Origin of the sequence: Sphingobium sp. CECT 9361, from assembly GCF_918741285.1 — a bacterium.
Classification (GTDB): Bacteria; Pseudomonadota; Alphaproteobacteria; order Sphingomonadales; family Sphingomonadaceae; genus Sphingobium.
The window spans coordinates 1-19,577 of the sequence record NZ_CAKKNC010000031.1; the positions used below are offsets into that span (position 1 = coordinate 1).

Annotated in this window: 20 protein-coding genes and 1 pseudogene; 5 read left to right on the forward strand and 16 right to left on the reverse strand. The window is 57.2% G+C overall.

Translation table 11 applies throughout. The annotated features are described in order from the left end of the window. Positions 1–113 precede the first annotated feature (113 nt). Positions 114–644 (forward strand): hypothetical protein, encoded by a 531-nt coding sequence (locus LQ220_RS22460; protein ID WP_230190297.1) that lies wholly within the window; start codon positions 114–116, stop codon positions 642–644. Positions 645–671: 27 nt separating this feature from the next. Here the strand turns inward: LQ220_RS22460 and LQ220_RS24965 are convergent, their stop codons facing one another. The 4 genes from LQ220_RS24965 to LQ220_RS22470 all read right to left on the reverse strand — a co-directional run bounded on the left by LQ220_RS24965 (position 672) and on the right by LQ220_RS22470 (position 3,818). Continuing rightward, positions 672–776 carry a helix-turn-helix transcriptional regulator gene (locus LQ220_RS24965; RefSeq protein ID WP_290369082.1) on the reverse strand — a complete coding sequence of 35 codons (105 nt, stop codon included), beginning with the start codon at positions 774–776 and terminating at the stop codon, positions 672–674. 309 nt (positions 777–1,085) lie between these two features. Next, a complete protein-coding gene (locus LQ220_RS22465) occupies positions 1,086–2,696 on the reverse strand; it encodes a recombinase family protein (protein ID WP_230190298.1) in 1,611 nt (536 codons plus the stop codon). After that, positions 2,686–3,141 carry a DUF2924 domain-containing protein gene (locus tag LQ220_RS25120; protein WP_354958463.1) on the reverse strand — a complete coding sequence of 152 codons (456 nt, stop codon included), beginning with the start codon at positions 3,139–3,141 and terminating at the stop codon, positions 2,686–2,688. The genes LQ220_RS22465 and LQ220_RS25120 overlap by 11 nt, the downstream gene beginning before the upstream one ends. Positions 3,142–3,407: 266 nt before the next feature. Then, entirely contained in the window at positions 3,408–3,818 is a 411-nt protein-coding gene (locus LQ220_RS22470) for a hypothetical protein (protein WP_230190299.1), read from the reverse strand. A 271-nt stretch (positions 3,819–4,089) separates the two neighbouring features. Between LQ220_RS22470 and LQ220_RS22475 the strand changes: the two genes are divergently transcribed. The 4 genes from LQ220_RS22475 (at position 4,090) to LQ220_RS22490 (ending at position 9,062) form a co-directional block, all read left to right on the forward strand. Continuing rightward, positions 4,090–4,800 carry a polysaccharide biosynthesis/export family protein gene (locus LQ220_RS22475; protein ID WP_230190300.1) on the forward strand — a complete coding sequence of 237 codons (711 nt, stop codon included), beginning with the start codon at positions 4,090–4,092 and terminating at the stop codon, positions 4,798–4,800. A gap of 1 nt (position 4,801) precedes the next feature. Next, positions 4,802–7,000: a polysaccharide biosynthesis tyrosine autokinase gene (locus LQ220_RS22480; protein ID WP_230190301.1), complete on the forward strand. Its 2,199-nt coding sequence runs from the start codon at positions 4,802–4,804 to the stop codon at positions 6,998–7,000. Positions 7,001–7,713: 713 nt separating this feature from the next. Next, on the forward strand, positions 7,714–7,971 hold the full coding sequence (locus LQ220_RS22485) for a DapH/DapD/GlmU-related protein (RefSeq protein WP_290369083.1): 258 nt from the start codon (positions 7,714–7,716) through the stop codon (positions 7,969–7,971). A gap of 5 nt (positions 7,972–7,976) precedes the next feature. Then, positions 7,977–9,062, forward strand: coding sequence for a glycosyltransferase family 1 protein (locus LQ220_RS22490; protein ID WP_230190302.1), 1,086 nt, complete (start codon positions 7,977–7,979; stop codon positions 9,060–9,062). A gap of 65 nt (positions 9,063–9,127) precedes the next feature. Here the strand turns inward: LQ220_RS22490 and LQ220_RS22495 are convergent, their stop codons facing one another. The 12 genes and pseudogenes from LQ220_RS22495 to LQ220_RS22550 form a co-directional block, all read right to left on the reverse strand. Then, positions 9,128–9,520: a transposase gene (locus tag LQ220_RS22495; RefSeq protein ID WP_354958473.1), complete on the reverse strand. Its 393-nt coding sequence runs from the start codon at positions 9,518–9,520 to the stop codon at positions 9,128–9,130. A 457-nt stretch (positions 9,521–9,977) separates the two neighbouring features. Next, on the reverse strand, positions 9,978–10,268 hold the full coding sequence (locus tag LQ220_RS22500; protein ID WP_354958475.1) for a transposase: 291 nt from the start codon (positions 10,266–10,268) through the stop codon (positions 9,978–9,980). Beyond that, positions 10,217–11,059, reverse strand: a pseudogene (locus tag LQ220_RS22505) (IS5 family transposase); the annotation flags it as partial. The gene LQ220_RS22500 and the pseudogene LQ220_RS22505, both read right to left, overlap by 52 nt. A gap of 228 nt (positions 11,060–11,287) precedes the next feature. Continuing rightward, on the reverse strand, positions 11,288–12,583 hold the full coding sequence (locus LQ220_RS22510) for an O-antigen ligase family protein (protein WP_230190303.1): 1,296 nt from the start codon (positions 12,581–12,583) through the stop codon (positions 11,288–11,290). 172 nt (positions 12,584–12,755) lie between these two features. Next, the gene (locus tag LQ220_RS22515) at positions 12,756–13,031 is read right to left on the reverse strand and encodes a glycosyltransferase (RefSeq protein ID WP_290369084.1); all 276 of its coding nucleotides are present in this window, start codon (positions 13,029–13,031) and stop codon (positions 12,756–12,758) included. A 341-nt stretch (positions 13,032–13,372) separates the two neighbouring features. Beyond that, entirely contained in the window at positions 13,373–13,549 is a 177-nt protein-coding gene (locus LQ220_RS22520; RefSeq protein ID WP_230190305.1) for a hypothetical protein, read from the reverse strand. Between the two features lie 128 nt (positions 13,550–13,677). Next, a complete protein-coding gene (locus LQ220_RS22525) occupies positions 13,678–15,291 on the reverse strand; it encodes an IS66 family transposase (protein WP_230190306.1) in 1,614 nt (537 codons plus the stop codon). 59 nt (positions 15,292–15,350) lie between these two features. Next, positions 15,351–15,698 (reverse strand): IS66 family insertion sequence element accessory protein TnpB, encoded by a 348-nt coding sequence (gene tnpB / locus LQ220_RS22530; RefSeq protein ID WP_290369085.1) that lies wholly within the window; start codon positions 15,696–15,698, stop codon positions 15,351–15,353. After that, positions 15,695–16,024 (reverse strand): transposase, encoded by a 330-nt coding sequence (locus LQ220_RS22535; RefSeq protein WP_230190308.1) that lies wholly within the window; start codon positions 16,022–16,024, stop codon positions 15,695–15,697. Before LQ220_RS22535 ends, tnpB begins: the two co-directional genes overlap by 4 nt. Positions 16,025–16,668: 644 nt before the next feature. After that, positions 16,669–16,890: a hypothetical protein gene (locus tag LQ220_RS22540; RefSeq protein WP_230190309.1), complete on the reverse strand. Its 222-nt coding sequence runs from the start codon at positions 16,888–16,890 to the stop codon at positions 16,669–16,671. Positions 16,891–16,924: 34 nt separating this feature from the next. After that, positions 16,925–18,376 (reverse strand): oligosaccharide flippase family protein, encoded by a 1,452-nt coding sequence (locus LQ220_RS22545; protein WP_230190310.1) that lies wholly within the window; start codon positions 18,374–18,376, stop codon positions 16,925–16,927. Positions 18,377–18,495: 119 nt separating this feature from the next. Continuing rightward, a complete protein-coding gene (locus tag LQ220_RS22550) occupies positions 18,496–19,560 on the reverse strand; it encodes a hypothetical protein (RefSeq protein WP_230190311.1) in 1,065 nt (354 codons plus the stop codon). Between the last annotated feature and the right edge of the window lie 17 nt (positions 19,561–19,577).

Here is a 19,577-nt window from a genome sequence, read left to right on the forward strand (position 1 = left end):
GAACCCCCATGAAAAGAGGCTTCGACGCTTGCTGGAACGGCTACGGGCTACGCCCTGCGCCGTTCCAGCAAGCGTCGATTCTCACCTTGATTGTCGCTGCATTCTCATCCTGATTGTCGCGCGGCAGCGGCTTCTATGCGCTGATCAATGCGGTGCGCTTGCTCGCATATCCCGACAAGCATATGCACCAGCGTGACTTAACGGGGCTGTTTCGAACAGGCGTGAAGATCTTCTCGCAGCAACGTCGCCTCAAATTCGCTTTATCTTGGGGGCTCTCCCATGCCCATTGGGATCAATTCCTCGGCAGCTTTTTGCCGGAGATAGAGGCCGTGACAGGATTCCGGATACGGCCGCATAGGGTCTTTAAAACAAAGGCTCAACTCACGCCGTCGAAGGTCGTCCACGCCATCCGACATCACCTAAGCTGTGGCCATCCTGTCGTGCTGATACTGGGCGGGGCCTATAACCATTGGACAGTAATCAGCGGCTACAGCTTCCATCGGCTCCACCTGTTCGATTCTAGCGGCTACTGCTGGATCAACACTCGCTCCATAACGCTAGATGAGCATCTTGCCGACGGAATTCATTTCCTTAGTCCGGACGCGACATGGGCTTTCGAGCGCATTGCTGATCCGGAGGAATAATCCGCCTTTATAAGCCCGCTGCCCCAATCAATTTTGATTGGGGCAGCGGAGCGCCTGAGCAATCCGCATCATATTCAGCATCGTCACGTTTCGCTCGCCTCGCTCGATCCGGCCGATGTGCGACCGATCCATCTTGGCCGCTTATCCTCCAGCGTAAAAATGCTCTGTTCACAGGCCATGATCAGGGGGCTGAAAACTAGGCAACCTTCGCTGCCTCATCGAAACGTGCAAACTTGGCGACCTCAACCCTTAGGCCTGTCTCATCAATGTCCTCTCCCGTATCGCCCTGCGCAGCGACGCAGATCCGATCGATGATCGGCTCCCCTACAACTGGGTAGATAGTCGCTCCGTCGCTAGCGCCGTCATCAATCAGGCCGCTAAACGCCTCCGGGTGGGGTATTTTAGCGCTTACCCTTTACTGCATGCGGTTCTTGGATGCTATTACTTTAACCCACCGGTCATTCCGATTCCGCACGCTTCCAGGGGAATTTGAAGGACCTCCTCAGGCGATTGAAATCCAAGTGATTTGCGCTGCTCATGCCACATTGCCGACAAGTCGCAGTAAGCAAGTCGTTCGACGGTAAGGTCCTTCGGCTGCCGTCCATCCAGAATCGCAGCAGTTATGTCAGGTGCAAGGTAACCGCGCTGTAAAACACGAGCAAAATCTTGCTCATTTAGACCCATCATTTCGGCGGAATCCGCGACACTGCCGTATATTGCAAGATGATGTTTTGCGATATGGCCATCTACTATCAATCTGACCAGAGCATGGTTTGGCTTGGGGCTTTGTACGCCTTCTTTGGACACTATTTGCCTCTCATCACCCCGCCGTAGCCAGCGAGCAGGAATGCTAATCGTCTTTTCTGCCTGATCAGTATCGAAGACGGTGAGGAGGATGTTTGCGGTTTCAATAACGATCCGCCGAACTACTGTTCGTATCTGCATTCGATCAGGTGATCCGTCGGGCCATCTCGCTGCCATTCCCTCCGGCAAATGAGTAAAAATTAAGCATTCCAGCTTTTCCGCCGAAACTCGCAGAACTGGAAGATCTCGGCGATCCTTGTCGGGCTGACTTGTGTAGTATCGATGAACCTTTCCTTGTTTGGTTGAGTTACTAGAAAACATGCGTCGTCCATGCTCGTCCCAAATGATACCCACCAGTGGGCTCGGGAACAGCGTGTTAGCGCCAGTAACTAACCTCGTCTTGTTGTCTTGCAGCTGTCGCGCCACCAGTTTAAACTTCTCCACTTCCACGATCGCGTCGTGCTGCCCCGGATAGGAGGTTCCGTTGTGGCAAATCTCGCCGAGGTAGATGCGATTTTTCAATAGGTGGTAGAGTCCGGTAGCACTGAAATTAGTCGTGGCCCCCCTTTCCGTTTTGAGACCAGGAAGCCGCCTGCGACCAATCCCACTTGCGGCGAGTCTTGCCCGTAACTGTGTCATCGACTTGACCTCAGCATAGGTGTCGAAGATTTGCCGGACTTGCTCAGCCTCCTCGCTGCTCACGTAAAGTCGGCGCTTGTTAAGCCGATATCCAAAAGGCACATTCCCCCCCATCCAAATGCCTCGAGCCTTGGATGCGGCGATTTTATCCCGGACGCGCTCCCCGGCTATCTCGCGCTCGAACTGAGCAAAGGAAAGAAGCATGTTTAACGTCAGTCGTCCCATGCTGTTGGTCGTATTAAATGCCTGCGTAACACTCACGAAGGAAACTTTTTTCTGATCGAATACATCCATTATTTTCGAAAAGTCGGAAAGGTTTCTGGTCAAACGATCAACTTTGTACACTAAGACGATATCGATTTTTCCGCTCTCGATGTCTTGCAGGAGCCTTTGGAACGAAGGCCTCGCTGTATTACCGCCGGAGTAACCTCCATCGTCGTATGTCTCAGGGATAACGTGCCAGCCCTCGCCAGCCTGACTAGTCACGTACGCAGAACAGGCGTCGTGCTGAGCGTGCAGACTATTAAATTCCTGCGTTACACCATCCTCAACAGACTTGCGGGTATAGATAGCACACCGGCGAGCAGGGGCTTCAAAATCATTCATCATCGGTTAAAGGCAGGCTCGGGGGAGCGAGACCAAAAAATCGCGGGCCGGAGCGAGGTGATCCTGTGATTGCGCGGGCGATCGGCGTCAAAGCTGCATAGTATCGGTTATCATACTGGAAGCCCCGAGCAAGGATTTCAACCACGTACTGAGTTCCACGCCACTCTCTGACTAATTTGTTGCCGCATCTTAATTGTTCGTGTCTGCGGAGATCAAAATCTCCATATTTTTCGATTTGCTTGGCTAGCGCGTCAAGTTCCCGGACCCGCGTGGGCGACAATCCTCCGAAAGCTTTTTCTTGGAAGCGCCAAGCTAATGTTCGAACAAGCATTTCTGAAGTTAGATCAACGGGCGGTGAATTGTCCCCGAAGGTTCTACGCCACTCAAGCCTCAATGCGGGCAATGAGAGCTTTTTCAACCTCGCAATTCTCTCATACACAGATGCCATAAGTGGTCTCGATGAAGCGTTATCGGACTAACCATAGGCTCGAATCATTTGTTCCCCTTAATAATTGTTAATCACGGAACTGCTGTAACGGCTGCCGAGATTAAATGATCGGCGATTCCCAATCCCGCATTCTAAGGGGCAAAGGCGGCGTCTATCCAAAGCCGATTGGTGAGGCCATTCCCCTAGGGCAAGTTAATTTATATTAACAAAAAAAGCCCAGCGTTCAGGCTGGGCTTTTTATTGAGTTGCCGCTTGCCAGGTTGTGGTCAGACGGGACTGATGGGAGCCTGGTTCGTGATGCGATAGAGGAGCGATCCGAGGGTCTTGCTGTTCTGCTTTGCGCATGTTGCAGCATCGGCCGCCGAGCAGCTGACCGAGCGGTTGAGGATCTCGGTAAGCTGGCGTGCGGTAGCTCGCTGGTTTGCATCTGTCAGGTCAGAGTTAGAAGATGCGCTTGCGATGCGAAACTGAGCTGACTTCAGCGTTTTGTCGGCCTGCTTGAGGCAGGCTGCGTCACCGGCGCATGCAGCGACCTGGCTCTTGTAGGTCGCAGCGGCTTTTTCCGTGGCGCGATAAATGGCGGAATAGTCCACCGAGGTGGTTACGGCGCTTGCCATGGTGGGCATAACAACCAGAGATGCTGCGGCGCATGCCGCGAGGTAGCGTGACAGCTTCATAATTGTATCCCCTGTTTTAGGTGAATTGTTGTTAACCCGAATCGAGGGGCTGTTGCAAGTGCGTAATATGCAATCATCCCTTATGACATAAAGGATTATTGTATCAGTACTGGACAGGCTGGAGTATTGGCTGACGGATCGTTGCAGTACCGTACAGGAAGTGATCGTTTTTAAAATAGAGTTCCCTTCTGCACTGCAATATGGCTTATACGGCGCGAGTGGTCTGTGACCGGCTGGTTTTACAGGCGCAAAGTCGAGCGGGATGTGTTCTATGAGTAAGAGGGGCTTGGGAATGCGTCTGTCGGTTGGCGCGCTCATGCTGTGCTGTGCAGCAGTGCTGGCCGGATGCGCAACCTCTGACGTTTTGCCGCGTGGCGAACCGGCTTACGCCCTGATCGGCGACCCTGAGAAGGGCCCGCTCCCCGTAACCGACTACAGGATCAGCCCTTCGGACACGATCTCCATTACGGTATTCCAGGAGCCTGACCTCAGCCTCAAGGAAGCGGTTGTCGAAGCGTCGGGGAATATATCTATGCCGCTGATCGGATCTGTCCAGGCGGCCGGTCTTACGACAGCCCAGCTTGCCAGCGATCTTGAGCAGCGCCTGGGCGCCCGATATTTGGAAATGCCACAGGTCTCGGTGATCGTCAATGTTGCGGTGTCGCAGCAGGTCACGGTCGAAGGCAATGTCATACAGCCCGGCAGCTATCCGCTGGGAGGCCGCATGACGCTGCTGCGGGCGCTGGCGCTGGCGCACGGCCCCACGCGCGTTGCGGCCCTCGATGAGGTCGTGGTGTTCCGCATGGTCGGGGGCAAGCGCATGGGCGGCCTGTTCGACGTCAATGCCATCCGCAAGGGGCAGGCATCGGACCCGCAGATCGAAGGAAATGACATGGTCGTTGTCGGGTTCAATGCCGTTAAGGGCGCCTATCGCGACTTCCTGCAAACGGCGCCTTTCCTCAACGTGTTCAGGAACTTCTGACATGGTCGACATGGCAAACCCACCGCGATCATTACCGGGCCGGCGTCAATCCAACGAGCGCTATGTTGAGGACGATGACGAACGTGGCATGAGCTTTGCCGATCTCTACCAGCGCTTTGTCTGGATCGCAGGCGCTGCCTATCGTAGCCGCTGGATCATACTCTCGATCCTTGTTGCGGCACTGGTTCTGGGCGCCGTTGGCACATTGCTAACAACGCCGCTTTATACGGCGAGTGCTACGGTACAGATCGATCAGCAGACAGAGCGTGTCTTGGGCACCGAGGATCAGGAGGTGGGCGCCGCCTATCAGGATGCCGATCGCTTTCTGGAAACCAACATCGAGGTTCTCAAAAGCCGAGCGACGGCGGTACGGGTCGCACAAAGCCTCAATCTTTTTACTGGCACTGACTTTATCCAGATGATGGGCGCCAGCTTCCGTCCAACGGTCGGTGCAAACACGGATCAGATCCGTCGAGAGATTGTACTTAGGCTTCTTGAATCAAACCTTAGCGTCGACTTGCCCCGCAACTCGCGGGTGGCAAGCATCACGTTCCGAAGCCGCGATCCTCAGCTTTCATCGCGTATCGCCAATGCGTTTGCGGAGAACTTCATTACCGGCAATCTGCAGCGCAAGTTCAACAGCACCTCCTATGCGCGCTCTTTCCTGCAGAAGCAGCTGGTTCCGGCACGCGAACGCTTAGAAGCATCGGAACGCCAGCTGGTGGTCTATGCGCGGCAGGCAGGTCTCATAGACACCCAGCAAGGCAGCGAGGGGAAAGGGGAGGGGCAACCCAACTCGGTAACGGTGTCCAGCCTAGTGGCGCTGAACTCCGCTTACGCTAGCGCCACGGCCAACAGGATCGCGGCGGAGCAACGCTGGCGGGTGGCGCAGAAGACCCCGGTGGGCGCCTTGCCGGAATCCTATAGCAACAAAGCCATCCAGGATCTTTATCAGGCCAAGGCGGAGAGGACCGCTGTTCTCCAGGATGAGCTGAAACGCCACAAGGCCGATTATCCGACCGTCATACAGGCCAAAGCTGTTATCGCCGAGCTTGACCGGCAGCTTAATGCCATGAACGGTGCCATCCGCCGCTCGATCGTCGATCAATATGACACCGCCCGCCAGCAGGAGGAGGCGCTCGCTGATGCGGTCGAGGACATGAAGAAGGCGACGCTTGAGGAGCAGAGCCAGTCCATCCAGTATAATATATTGCGCAGGGACGTGGACTCCAATCGGTCGATGTACGAAGCGCTGCTGCAGCGCTTCAAAGAGGTCAGTGCCGCTTCGGGCATCGCCGCTAATAATATCTCGATCATCGATCGTGCCGATCCCCCGCTGAAGCCGACCTCGCCACGGCTTGGCATCAACCTGGCCATCGCCGTGCTGCTGGGCCTGATCGTCGCGGCCGCGGCCATCATCATACGCGAACTCTTCGATGACCGGGTGCAGACAGGGCCGGACGCCGAACGCAAGTTCGGTCTGCCGACCCTGGGGGTCATCCCGCAGTTCAAAAATGGCGGGGCGATAGATCTGGAACTGGAATCCCCGCGTTCAGCGACCAGCGAAGCCTATCATTCGGCCGCCATAGCCGTGCTATTGAGCAGTGCGGGTAAAGTGCCGCATGTCATCATGATCACAAGCGCCCAGCCAGGCGAAGGCAAATCCTCAAGCACCATTGGTCTGGCTAATGCGCTTGCCCGACTCAACAAGCGTACCTTGCTGGTGGAATGCGATCTGCGGCGACCCTCGCTCAGAAAACGCCTTGCCGAGATCCAGGCCAGGGCGCCGGTCCCGGGCCTTACCGAATATCTGACCCAACAGATAGAGCAGCCGCCTATCACGACCCATTCCAAGCTGCGGTTCGACTATATGCTCGCCGGGTCCATCCCGCCCAATCCGACTGACCTTCTTGGCTCAGGCGCATTTGCAGCGATGCTGCACGACCTCACCAGCCGCTACGATCACATCGTCCTCGACGGCCCACCGATCCTGGGACTCGCCGACGCACCGCTGCTCGCTTCGCGCAGTGACGTCGTCCTGTTCGTCGTCGAAGCCAATCGCAGCCACCGCGGTCGCGCAAAAGCTGCCCTCAATCGCATCCGTAGGTTCGATACACCCGTCTCAGGTACCATCCTCACAAAGGTCGATATCAGCAACCGTATGGGACTGGGATACGACCTCGAATATTATAGCTACTGATCCGAGCGTCAAGAAACCGAAAATCAAATGCATGCCTCGCTAAATTTGTCGATTAAACAATGCTTTTTCGGAAGCTCCTTAGTCGTCAAGGAACGATGCACCTGCGATGATCAAGGTCTTTCTGCAAAACCATCGGCCTAAAAGCGTTCGCAACAAGCCAATAGCTACATTTTTTTTGACATAAAATACCATGACAGGTGAATGTAAAAAACGATGATGCACCGCACTTGTTCAAAACAACCAATGACGCAATAGCGTCGTAATGCTGCTAGTTTGGAATTAAATGGAAAACCAATTCGGCACTACGGGAAACAATACAAAATGCCTCAACTCTCACAACTTATGATTTATGAGCTCGGGCGGGCGATTATATGGACTTGTTGAGAAAGATCCGGGGTTTTGGCACCAAGGTGTCTAGTCTCGCGGCCCGCCTATGGCTTGGATACCACTTTGAAATTGGTCGCGGTCTGGTCTGCAGCGGGTTGCCCATAGTAGACTGGGTGCCCGGCGCCACAATCAAACTTGGCGACCGAGTTGTTCTAATCAGTCGAAGCGCGTCTACTGCGCTGGGCGTGTCCCACCCTGTCGTGTTACGCTGTCTTACGCCGCAAGCTACCATCGTGATTGGTGCTGATAGCGGCTTAAGCGGCGCATCAATTTGCGCAGCAATGGAGGTTCGAATAGGCGCGCGCTGCTTACTGGGCGCTGACGTTATGGTGTTCGACACCGACTTCCATAATCATCTGCCCCAAGGCCGTCGCTATGGAAAACCCGACTGGCGCGCGATTAGCCGACCGGTGTCGATCGGCGACGACGTGTTCATCGGTACGCGCGCAATAGTGCAGAAGGGGGTAACTATTGGCGACGGCGCGATAGTTGCAGCCGGCAGCGTAGTGACAAAGGATGTTCCCCCACGCAGCATCGTTGCAGGCAACCCAGCTTGTATGGTCAGGATGCTTGAGCCTAGGTGAATTGCATGCACATTCTCTATGATCATAATGTTTTTCTGCGTGGCCCACGCAGTGGAGTGTCGCGGTACTTTTGCGAAATGATTACTGCGGCCAGTGAAATAAGTGATGACCGGATGACCATTTCAGCCCCATTCCACACCAACCGCATGTTAGACGAAAATAGGCAGTTTGGGCGGCGTTGGCATTTTCAGCCTGACCGTTATACTAACGCTGCGCTGCGACTTTTAGATGAGGGGGTGTTGCTCGCCCGCTTGCGCTCAGGTCGCTACAACATCATCCACGAGACGCATTATAGCGGCCGAGAGTATGGGAAAACTAATGCGCGCCCAGTCTACACTCTGCACGACATGATCCCTGAGCTCTTCCCAAGTTTATTCGGGAATTATAGCAAAGTCCTCGCTAAGCGAGCGCAGGCCTTTCGATCGGACGCGCATTTCGTGGCAATCTCTCACAACAGCGCGGCAGACCTCGTGCAGCTCTGCGGTGTCCCTGAGAAACATATTCGGGTAATACATCACGGTACCAGTGCACTACCTGATCCGGGTCCAATCCAGCGCCGCGATGATCTTATCCTTTTTGTTGGTGAGCGTGGCAGCTATAAGAACTTTGACCAACTGATCGCAGCATTCGCGCAAAAACCTCGACTGGCCCGGGACGTTGAGCTACTCGCGTTCGGCGGAGGAGGCTTCAGCGATGCGGAGCGGACCGCCATCAACCGCGCAGGTTTGCGCCGTGTCAGCCAGCGTGGTGGCGACGACCGGGCGCTCGCGGCGGCTTATCGTGCTGCAACAGTTTTCGTCTATCCTTCGATATACGAGGGGTTCGGATTGCCGCTTTTAGAGGCGATGGCGCTCGACTGCCCCGTTGCATGCTCGCGCGCGAGCTGTTTTCCAGAGATTGCAGGTGATGCAGCGACTTATTTCGACCCCCACGATCCAGACGAGATGGGAGAGGTGATATCAAAGCTGTTCGACGCCCCAGAGCAGAGGTTCGCGTTAACGCGAGTCGGTGTACAAAGATCTAGGGACTTCAGCTGGTCAAAGTCGGCCGCACAGCACCTTAAATTCTACCAAGAGATCGTGCAGCAATGAGCGACCTCAGCAGTGGCCAGCAGAACGCCGGCTTGGCGCCTGCTAATTCATTATAGAACGCGGCATCAATGCCGCGTTCTGGAACTATGCTGGCAACATCGCGCGCATGTTGCTTCAGTTCGGGATCGGCGTTTTGCTGTCCCGGCTGCTTGGACCAGTTGCGTTTGGACTAGGCGTCGTGGACAAAGGATATCCAGAGTTTGATTGATGCGACGCCGACGAAGCCGAGATAAGATTCCTTGATGTTGCCGAAGCGGGTGGCGACGCGCCGCCAGTTCTTGAGGCAGCCGACGGTTGCTGTTGACGGGGATGGCCGCCTCGAGGCCGGCTGCGGCAAGTTCCACCCGAATCGCATCGGCGTCATAGCCCTTGTCCGTGAGCAGTACTTCGATGCGGTCGCCGGGCATCCGGAACAGCGGGCCAAAGCCTTGCTCGTCGTGCCCCTGGCCCGGCGCCAGGACGAAGCCGAGGGGTCGGCCGTGTCCATCGCACCGGGCGGGAAGCTTGGTGGTAAAGCCGCCGCGAGACCGCCCAAGCCCCTCGGCCTCTGATCCCCTTTTTTAGTCCAGCCGCGAATGATGCGCCCGGACCACCGTGCTGCCAATCATGTCGGCGCTGGTTTCGCGCTCCACCATCTGGGCACCTCTATCGTCAACGGAATGAACGCGATCGGCTGCACGCCGCCAACATCGTGCACCATTCGTCGCCAATAATGTAAAAGCGCAAGGCTCACGCCAGGGTGCCGCGCGACCGCCGAGATATTCGCGCCAGGCTCAAAGCTGGACACCTCGAAAAACCATCAGATTTCGGCGTGATAGCGGCGGTATGGACCGCAGAGGTATAACAGGGCTGGCGTGGTTGCGCATTCTGGGGTGATTTCCATATCACCGGTGCCGTTAGGGAGCCGTTTTCGTATCAAGCGGGCGCAGTTCGCCCTTCGAGCCAAGCCAGACGCTGGAAATTATAGACAAGGTTGGCCATACCGATCTTGATGGTGGCGCGGGCGATGCCGATTGTGCGCACTACAAGGCCCATGCGGTGCTTTTGCCCGGCGAACACATGCTCGACCTGGGCGCGGATCTTGGAACGCCGGTATTGGCCCTGGCGATCCGTTCGGGCAGCGGTCGCCGCGGCTTGCGCCTCTGGTGAATGTGGCTGGTGAACATGCCACTCGCCAGGAATGCCTCGTTCTTCTTGGATCGATATGCGGTATCAGCCCAGACGCCGGAGGCAGTGTTGTCCTTGCTGATCAGAAGCGGCAGCCGTGCGCCGTCATGGACATTGGCGGCGCTGGCATCCCAGGTCCGGATCAGCCCGTGGGCCTTGTCGATGCCGATATGATTCTTGTAGCCGAACATCGGGATGGCCAGATCAACCGGCTTGGCCGCCTTGGGATCGGCGCCTTCCCGGACCTTGGCCTTGCTGCACTTGATCGACCAGCGTGCATCGCGATCTTTCTGCCGCACCTTGGCCGGCTTCCAGTCCTCCGGCACGCGTCCCTCCTTGATCGCTGCTTTCTCTGCTTCGGTATTGCGCTGCTTGGGTGCCGGCACGACAGTGGCGTCGATGATCTGCCCCCCCATGGCGAGATAGCCCCGCTCCTTGAGCGCGGCATCAAAGCGAGCAAATAGCCGGTCGATCGCTCTGGCCTGCACGAGCCGTTCCCGGAACAGCCAGACGGTCGTCGCATCGGGCACCGTGCCGTCGAGCCCAAGCCCCAGGAAGCGCTGAAACGAAAGGCGGTCCTTGATCTGGAACTCGGTGGCCTCGTCCGACAGCGAGTAAAGCGCCTGCAGAACCAGAATCTTGAACATGAGCACCGCGTCGAACGGCGGCCGACCGCCCTTGCCACGAACGCTACGTCGCAACGCCGCAGTCAACGGGCTCCGAAAAACCTCGAAATCCACGACAGCCGCCAATCGCTCCAGCGGATCACCCGCCGCGCTCAGCGCTTCGTACCGGTCTGAAAGATCAAAGAAACCCGGCTGACCTGACATTATCACCTCCGCCACATCGTCGGCGAAGTGAATCAAATCTGCCCATCAAAGACCAGAGTTTTTCGAGGCGTCCAGTTTAGGGCAAACCAACATCTTTCAAGAAACAGACATACGGTCTTACCTTGTATCGTCCGCCACAGAAACGACCAAAATGGCCATTCTTAACGGGAATTTGGGCCCCTCCCGGGGCAACTCTCAGCGAAAATCAGCATATACGAGATCGAACGTCTAAACTTGAGGCTGCGCAGGGCTGACATAGCGGGAGGGCATTTCCCCGGCGTTGATGCCGCGGCCAAGTCGCTCTGTGCGGTCTCCACGGACCAGTTTGGTCGCAATTGCATAAAGTGCAAGCACCGAATATGTGGAATAATAAAACAAAAATCTGGTGTCGGACTCTGTGCCCGCGAACAATACATAACAAAATATGCCAATGATGGGATAAATAAAATGCTGTGAGTTCGTTTTGACGGATTTAACGCAGATTTGTATTGCCGTATAATAAAACAACAAGAGCCCCACGATCCCGTTGTTGTATAAGATCATGACATACGAACTATCAGATGTCACCGGCACGCCATGTGCGACGGCACGCCTTACGAAAACCGGATCGGTGGGTGCAGTCAAACCACCTTTTCCAACAAGTATGTAGTCGCCAAGGTCTTGTAGAAACCATGCCCAAAGCTTGGTCCTTCCGGTGAAGGTCAGCATCCCGCGATCAATCTGGTAAAGTACTATCGCCCAAGATATGATAAAGATCATCAAAAATGTGAGACAGAGGGCGGCCATTGCGGACTTGGGGTTCCGTCGTCGGCGCATCGCCAGAGTGAAACAGATGACTGTCAAAAGCGCGAGCGACATGATGCCAATAGCGGCCTTGCCTTGAGACATAGTTAGCATAAACAGCAAAAGGACCAACGTGCCGCCCGACAGGATAGGGCTGAAACGCATACCTAGAAGGAGAATCAGCCCGGAGAACAAGCAAAATGACGAAAGGCGATTTTTCTGCGGAAAAAGACCGCGCCAGCCATCTGCACCGATTGACGCAGTAAATATTGGGTCGGTGACGCATAAATACAGGCTGACTAGCAGGATAGCAGCAATTGACAACGTGAACGCTCGTATTGCTTTAGGAGGATCAAGTTCCGCTATTGAGCAGCTAAGGGCATTTGCATAGACTATGGTCTTAAGCGACAAGAAAAGAGTAGGGCCAAATGTGTATGACCATGTAGCAGAAGTCACTAACCATATTTGCACTGGTAAAATAATCTGGATTAGTGGCGGCACCCTGCGCGGAATACGCAGTAAGAGAATTCCTACGCAGACGATGGATCCAACGGTTCCCCATATCGACAGAGGGTTGACGGGCGACTCCTCCGAAGATGCCGTGTACCAACCTTTATCAATAAAATCAGAATAGGACTGGTCAGCATAGTATCCAGCGTTACTTGATGAAAAAACAATCAATGCAATGACAATCTGCCAGAAAACTGGTGGCAGTAGAGATCTGACCTTGCGAGCGCTCATACGGATATCCGATACGTCAAATCATCTGCTAACTATGAACAAAACAGCAGTGCAAAGTTCTGAGAGTGCCCCAGCGCCTATCTTGTCCCGCTTAATATCCGCTGATAGATCGCGGCATAGGATTTCGTCGCATTGCTCGCTGAAATCGTGAATTTACTTCTTTGTGCCAATCCTATTGCAGACGAGCATAATTCCCTGAATCAGCAAGGATTTCTTGCGCTGCACGTGCAATCGCCACCGGATCCTCAATGTCGCACAACGCACCAACTCCACTGATCGAATCAATCGTTCCTCCAGCATTAATGCCAGCAATCGCTGGCACACCACGCATTTTCGCTTCGGTAATAATAACACCGAAGGTTGCAAACCGCGAGGGGTGGATTAGCACAGTAGCGCGTTCAGACAAGAAACGTATTAGTTCCCGATGCTCCATGTTTCCGTGTACCACGATGTTGACCGCCCTTGCGCAGGCAAATAGCGGGCGTCAAGTCCCGGCCTAAACAGATGCATTTGAGCGCACGGATGAGTGGCACGAAGCAAACGAAACACATCGACGGCCGCCGAGATATTCTTGATTTGATTGGAATTGCCAACTGCTATGAATACCGGATCATTGGTCACCTTTGGCCACCAGCCTGCTGGAACGATAGGATTCGGCACCAGGTCGACCTTGCCACGAAAGCCGTACTGCCAAACTTTAGGCAGAATAAGCTTGCCCACCACCGTCAAACTGAGGGCGCGCACAATCACTCGGCACTTCATCACGAGGCGAATTAGGCGGTAAGCGTCTCAAAACTCAAACAGATAATCCCAGCCGAGATCGTGCATCGTAACCAAATAGGGCTTGCCGCTGCGCAGCAAGACTTCGGCATATTCGTAAGTCCACTGCGCGTGTACATTGTCAGCATCGCTTTGTGCCATCACGCGCGTGAGATGTGCAATTTCTGCCGCGAAAAGATCCTTCATACGGTGGCGCGCCTTGAAGCGCGGCGCGCCCCCCAGTGGGCAGAACGTTATGCGCAATGCCTCTCGCTCGGAAAACTGAACCTCATCAATGGCCGAATCGAGCGTAAGCATCCGGTGAGAACCGCGGATCAGGCGGCTTTGCGTTGATCTTCTGTTGCGCGCCAGTTCCAGGGTAGCAGTTCGTGGAGACGGCTCTGTGGGATGTCTGCGATCTGCGTGAGAACATCGGCGAGCCAGGTCTGGGGATCGATGTCGTTGAGCTTCGCCGTGGCGATGAGGGTCAACATGAAAGCGGTGCGCTGACCGCCGCGGTCTGACCCAGCGAAGAGCCATGATTTTCTTCCAAGGGCAATGCCTCTGAGCGCCCGTTCCGCCGCATTGTTCGTCAGGCAGATGCGGCCATCGTCGAGGAAGGCGGTAAATGCAGGCCATGCCTTGAGCATGTAATCCATGGCCTCGGCCACATCGCTGTTCTTCGATAGCTTTGACCGGTTGTTGCGCATCCATTCTTCCAGATCGGCAACCAACGGTGCGCTGTGCTCCTGCCGAAGGGCAAGGCGCTCCTGTGCAGGTCTGCCGTTGATGGCGCGCTCGATGTCGAAGATCGCGTCGATCCGGCGGACCGCCTCCACTGCCAGCGGCGAGATGACGGCCTTTTTGTGGCGCTTCTTGAGCTGCGCGGCAATATCGGCCAGCTCGAAGAAATAGCGGCGCGCATGGCTCCAGCATAGAGCACGGATGAGCGGCGCCGGCAGGCGATCGCCATGGAACAACGCATTATAGCCGGCATAGGCATCGGCCTGGAGAATGCCTCTCCAGCTGTGCAGATGGCCCACAGGATGCTCGCCCCGCCGGTCGCGGGAATAATGGAAGATCGCTGCGGGCGGTGCCGGTCCGCCAAAAGGTCGATCATCCCGAACATAGGTCCAGATCCGGCCCGTATCGGTCTTGGTCTTGGCCAGCACTGGCACCGTCGTATCATCGCCATGTAGCCGCTCTGCGGCCAGAACATGCGCCTCGATCAACAGATAGAGCGGCATCAGCGCAGCGGTGCAGGTGCCGACCTGATCGGCCAGGGTCGAAAGGCTCAGTTCCACGCCCTCGCGGGCGTAGCGGTCACGCTGGCGGTTGAGCGGCTGATGCGCGCCGAACTTCTCGAACAGCAGCATCGCCAGGAAGCTGGGGCCAAATAGCCCGCGGGGCGTCACATGGAACGGCGCCGGCGGTTGGGTGATCTTCTCACAATCCCGGCAGGAGAACTTCTCCCGCACGGTCTGGATCACCTTCCACTGGCGCGGCACGACCTCAAGTGTCTCGGTGATATCCTCACCCATCTTGCACAGCCGATCCGAGCCGCAGCAGGGGCAGGCATCGGGCGCAACGATGACAACGCGCTCGCGTGGCAGATGCTCAGGCAAGGGCTTGCGGGCGGGCCGCTTGCGTTCAAACGGTGCGACGTTGGTCTTCGCCGCTGCCAGGGCAGCCAGAAGCTCATCTTCGCTGGCAGCGGTCTCGCACTCCTCGAAGGTCAGTTCCATCTGGTCGAGCAGATGGCGCGTGCGTTCGGATCGCTGGCCAAAAAGGGTACGACGCATCTTCTCGTTCTGCAGTGCGAGAAGGGCGTTGCGGGCTTCCAGGTCGGCGTTGATCGCCTTGATCCGGGCCACTTCAGTGGCGACCGCCTGGGCTGCGGCAAGCTGCGCGCGAAGGCTCTGGATCTCTGCTTGCGCCGCGTCACCCATGCCCAAAGGCATAGCAGAAAAGCACTGGAATCTCTAGCTTTTTAGCTCTCCGACATCGATTATCCGGCCAGTGTCGGCCGCCAGGTTGCTTGCGGATTACGCCAGTCGATCGCCTCCAGCATGCAAGCCAACTGGGAGGCGGAGATGGCAATCACCCCGTCTACAGCCGATGGCCAGATATACTTCCCGCGCTCCAGGCGCTTGGCATAGAGCGACATGCCAATGCCATCATGCCACAGGACCTTGCACAGGTCGCCACGGCGCCCTCGGAAGACATAAAGATCACCGGCATGGGGATCCCGCCTGAAGCTCTGCTGTATCTGCAGGGCCAGGGATCGCATGCCCTTCCTCATATCGGTATGCCCGGTCGCGATCCATATCCGGACGCCGGAGGGAACTGGGATCACGGCTTGATCGACCGCAGCACTGCCGACACCAACCCAGGCGATGCGCCAGCGGGGATGCGTACGATCGCCCGCTCGAACTCCACGATGATCGACGATCCGCTCACCGGCACTGGATCGGGCTGCACCTGCACCTCTGCAAAGCTCTGCGTTGCCTGACCCATCTGCCGCCGCCATCTGTAGATCTGGTTCGGCCGTAGATCAGCACGGCGGGCAATCTCTGCCACGTTTGCCCCGGGCGCCGAAACAGCCGCGACCAACTCACGCTTCTGCTGGTCGGTCCATACCCGCCGCCGCTCCGGGCCTGAAATTACCGTGATCTGACTCATCGCACCGTCCCTAGTACCGGTGCAAACACCAGCGCTTGCACCGGTGCCATCTCGAAATATCAGCCGATCACCACAAGGCGGCCCTCACCGGAGCGATACAATCGAGCGTGACAATGTGCAGTTTGTGTCCGGCTGCAATCAAGGCCGCAGCCAACGCAGCGACTAGCGTTTATGCGGTGCCCGGCGGAAGCCCCGTGAGATCGACCCCAGTGGCTTCGGCGCCGGCTGAAGTCAGCACCGGTCCTGAGATCAGTATCCTCATGCGGTTTCAACCGCCAGTTTCGGAACCACGCAAGTCGGATTACCCACTACGATTGCGCGTGATGTTACGTCGGACGTCACCACGCTGCCCACCTCCACGATGAGCTATCGCCAGTATTTACGCCCTTCTGTAAAATGGGGTGGGTGGCGACGAACCCGTCGTCACCGATCGTTAGCGGCCTGCTGATGCGGGGGTGGCCAAGCACGCCGTACCGTCGGTTTACCAGCCGCGGTTATGGAAATCTGTGTCGATGATGAGCACGTCGGCGCCGAACAGAACGGGCGCGCTGATTGTGGCCGATCGCACAGTCCAGAGCGTCGTTCCGCTCTGCCCGCTGCGGTCCCCGATCTGAATCACCGCAACGGGCGTCAAGCAGCGCAGATCAATAGGGCCACCAGGAGCGCGCTGCCGCTGCTCCGGATGACCAGAACGATGTACGGCCCAGTCCGATCTTGCCGGATCGACGTTGGCGGATGATCGGCAGCCCCAAGCACCGCAGCCCTTCCCCGGCGCGTTCCCTAGGCCTTACCGCGAAATGCGCGGCAAGGCTCGACAGCTTGAACTCTGGCCCCTGGATCTGGTCCCGAACAGTATCAATGAGCAAGTCAAATCTCCAAATTCCTTCGCTCCGATTCTAACTACTGGCTCTTCGGGACTTTTGGCCTGACGTCGCCGCCCAGCACCTGAAACACCATAGCGCGATCTACCATCAGCAACGTCGCCACGAGCGAGACGCCGCAGGCTGCGACCTGCCCTGCCAAAACAACTGCCATCGTCAGCCCTGCCAGAAGCCAGCCCACTGCGCTAGCTGACACGAACACCGCTGCAGCAGAAAGTGCCGCCGGCACCAAAGCCCTGCCAATCGCGAGCCAGCGTGCCCCGACGATCGCGCGCGACAGCTTCAGCGAAAGTCCTAGGCGGAGGAGCGAGCTCGCGGCGAGCGCATAGAGCGCCGGCCCAGCGCCGATCTGGCCGAAGCCGACGATCGCCAACACTGCAACGACGTTATCGATCATTTGGATCGCTATTTTTTCGCGGAACCGATGTGCAGCGTCGGCGAGCGTTCCTGTCAGCACGCACATCAGGCTGACCGCCGAGAACAGCGAGACCGGCACGACCATGGGACGCACCGCGCGCCAGCCGGAGCCCAGCACCACCTCAGTGAACGCGTCAGAACTGGCGGCGAGGCCGGCCGCCACTGGGATGCAGATAACCGCGACCAAGCGTAGCTGGCCTAAGAAGATCGTCCGTAAGGCGTCTTGATCGCGCATCGACAGTGAAAAGCCCGAGATTAGCACGCGCGAGATTGAACTGGTGACCAGCTGGAGCGGCAGGCCGATAATCGCGTTGGCGCGGTTAAACAGGCCAGCCGTTACCACGCCCAGCACCGAACCGAGCAGAAACGGAGGTGATTGCACAGCCATCATTTCCAGCCCGGTAATTACTCCGATTGAGCGGAACAGCTTCCATATTCGGCCGAAGCCCGAGATCTGCCAGCAGAGCAAGCCGTGCGGCCTGCTGCTGATTACGAAGGCTGACGTAATTACCGCCGAAAGGAGCTGCCCCAATGCTAGGGCCGCTGCGCCGAACCCCAGATAGGCCAGCAGTATCGACAGGCCCAGTTGGCCAAGCAGCTGCCCGGTGAACTCGCCAGCAACGATGCGCGTGAAATGGATGTCGCGGCGCAGCATTGCGCGCGGCACGATGGCAAGTGCGTTGACGGCCTGGGTCAGAATCAGCGTGCAGGTGAGGGGGAAGGACAGACCTTCGTACCCCAGCCGACTAGCAATGGCATACCCGATCAGCGGCAAGACCGCGGCGATCGCAAAGATAGTCATGACCGGAGCAAAGGCCCGCTCGGCGTCCTCGCCATCCTCCAGCAGCAGCAATACGCGCTCCGCTGCGGAAGCCGCGAACTGCAAGGTCACCGCGTTTAGCGAAAGCGAAATGGCGAAGACGCCATAGTCCGCCGGTGAAAGCAGGCGAGACAGCACCGTCAGGCCCACGACCTGAAGCACTCCATTCGCCACAGTTCCGGCGAAGGTAATCCGCGCACCCTTGCGAACCCTTTTCGTAACGTCCTCGCTCATGCGCATTCCATCAACTTGCCATGCGCCGCAGCGAGTGATGCGTCGCGCCGGCCATTCTCAGCGCATGATTGCTCGGGGCTGCCCTCTCGCGCGTGGCGGGCTCTGCGAGTGACACCACTCTAGCGCCTCCGCATCGGTGCTACGCCGTAGCGAATCAGGTCACTGCCGCGCTGCTTGATCGCGAAACGCCCTTCAAGATCCGCTAGGAGATCTTCCGGACATATGCCGTCGTCCCCGATCGGCACGCCGCGGAACTTCCACGTCTCGTCGGCATCAGCTGTCCGGGCATAGAGATCGGCCGCGAGGCGTGTGGGGCTGCCTTTGACACGCTGCAAGGGCTCATCCCCCCAAATCGCGCCGACATCGCCCAGCGGTTCGAGGTGCGGTTCGTACCAGCCGTACCGTGCGGCGGAGAAGAATACCGCCCACAAGCTGAAGCTGGATACCGAACAGAGGATGAAATCGCTGAAGGTCAGGGCGAGCATGTCCGAGATGTCGGTCATCTGCTGGTCCTTAGTGGTAGTGACATGATCACTGATATTGTAGAAGGGCGCCAGTTCCTCTTTCGTTGCGTCGGACACGATCAGGAAATGCACGCGGTTGCCGAAATGGCCGACTAGGTTGCGCATGACCGCCAGATACCAGTCCATTGGCAGGGCCACGTTGAATTTTCCGCGAACCGCCGCGCCACTTTGCGGTGCGCTGAAGTCGCCACGGCGAACATGCATTGCCACGCGCAGCTTGTCGCCCGGGATGACCGCGTCGATCGCATAGAGGTTGCGCGTCGTGTTGCGTGCTGCCAGCAGGTGGGCCAGCAGGGGCAGCCGAGCGTGCGACAGCATATCCATTCCGCCCCAGAGACCCTCGATCAGGAGCAGGAAGTGCGAGCGCCTGTCCAGCCCGTTTGCGGCGGCGAATTCGCGCAGCGCTCGGCCATAGTCGCCCCCGCCATGGGCGTAGTAGGCAGCCTCATTGAAGCACAGCGTGGGCATAAACTTCTTGAGCATCCGATAGGCTACGAAATCCAACACGGAGGTGCCGAAGAATCGATGATAGCCGCGCGCGTTGGCTCCCCAAGCGGGGTGCAGCGCCTTAGCGTCCAGGACGTGCCCGGCAATGATCGACTTCGCCCACACGATGAGTTCGTTGCCGAGACCGGCGCCGCGGCCGACTGGATCAGGCATGACAATTTTCAACGGCT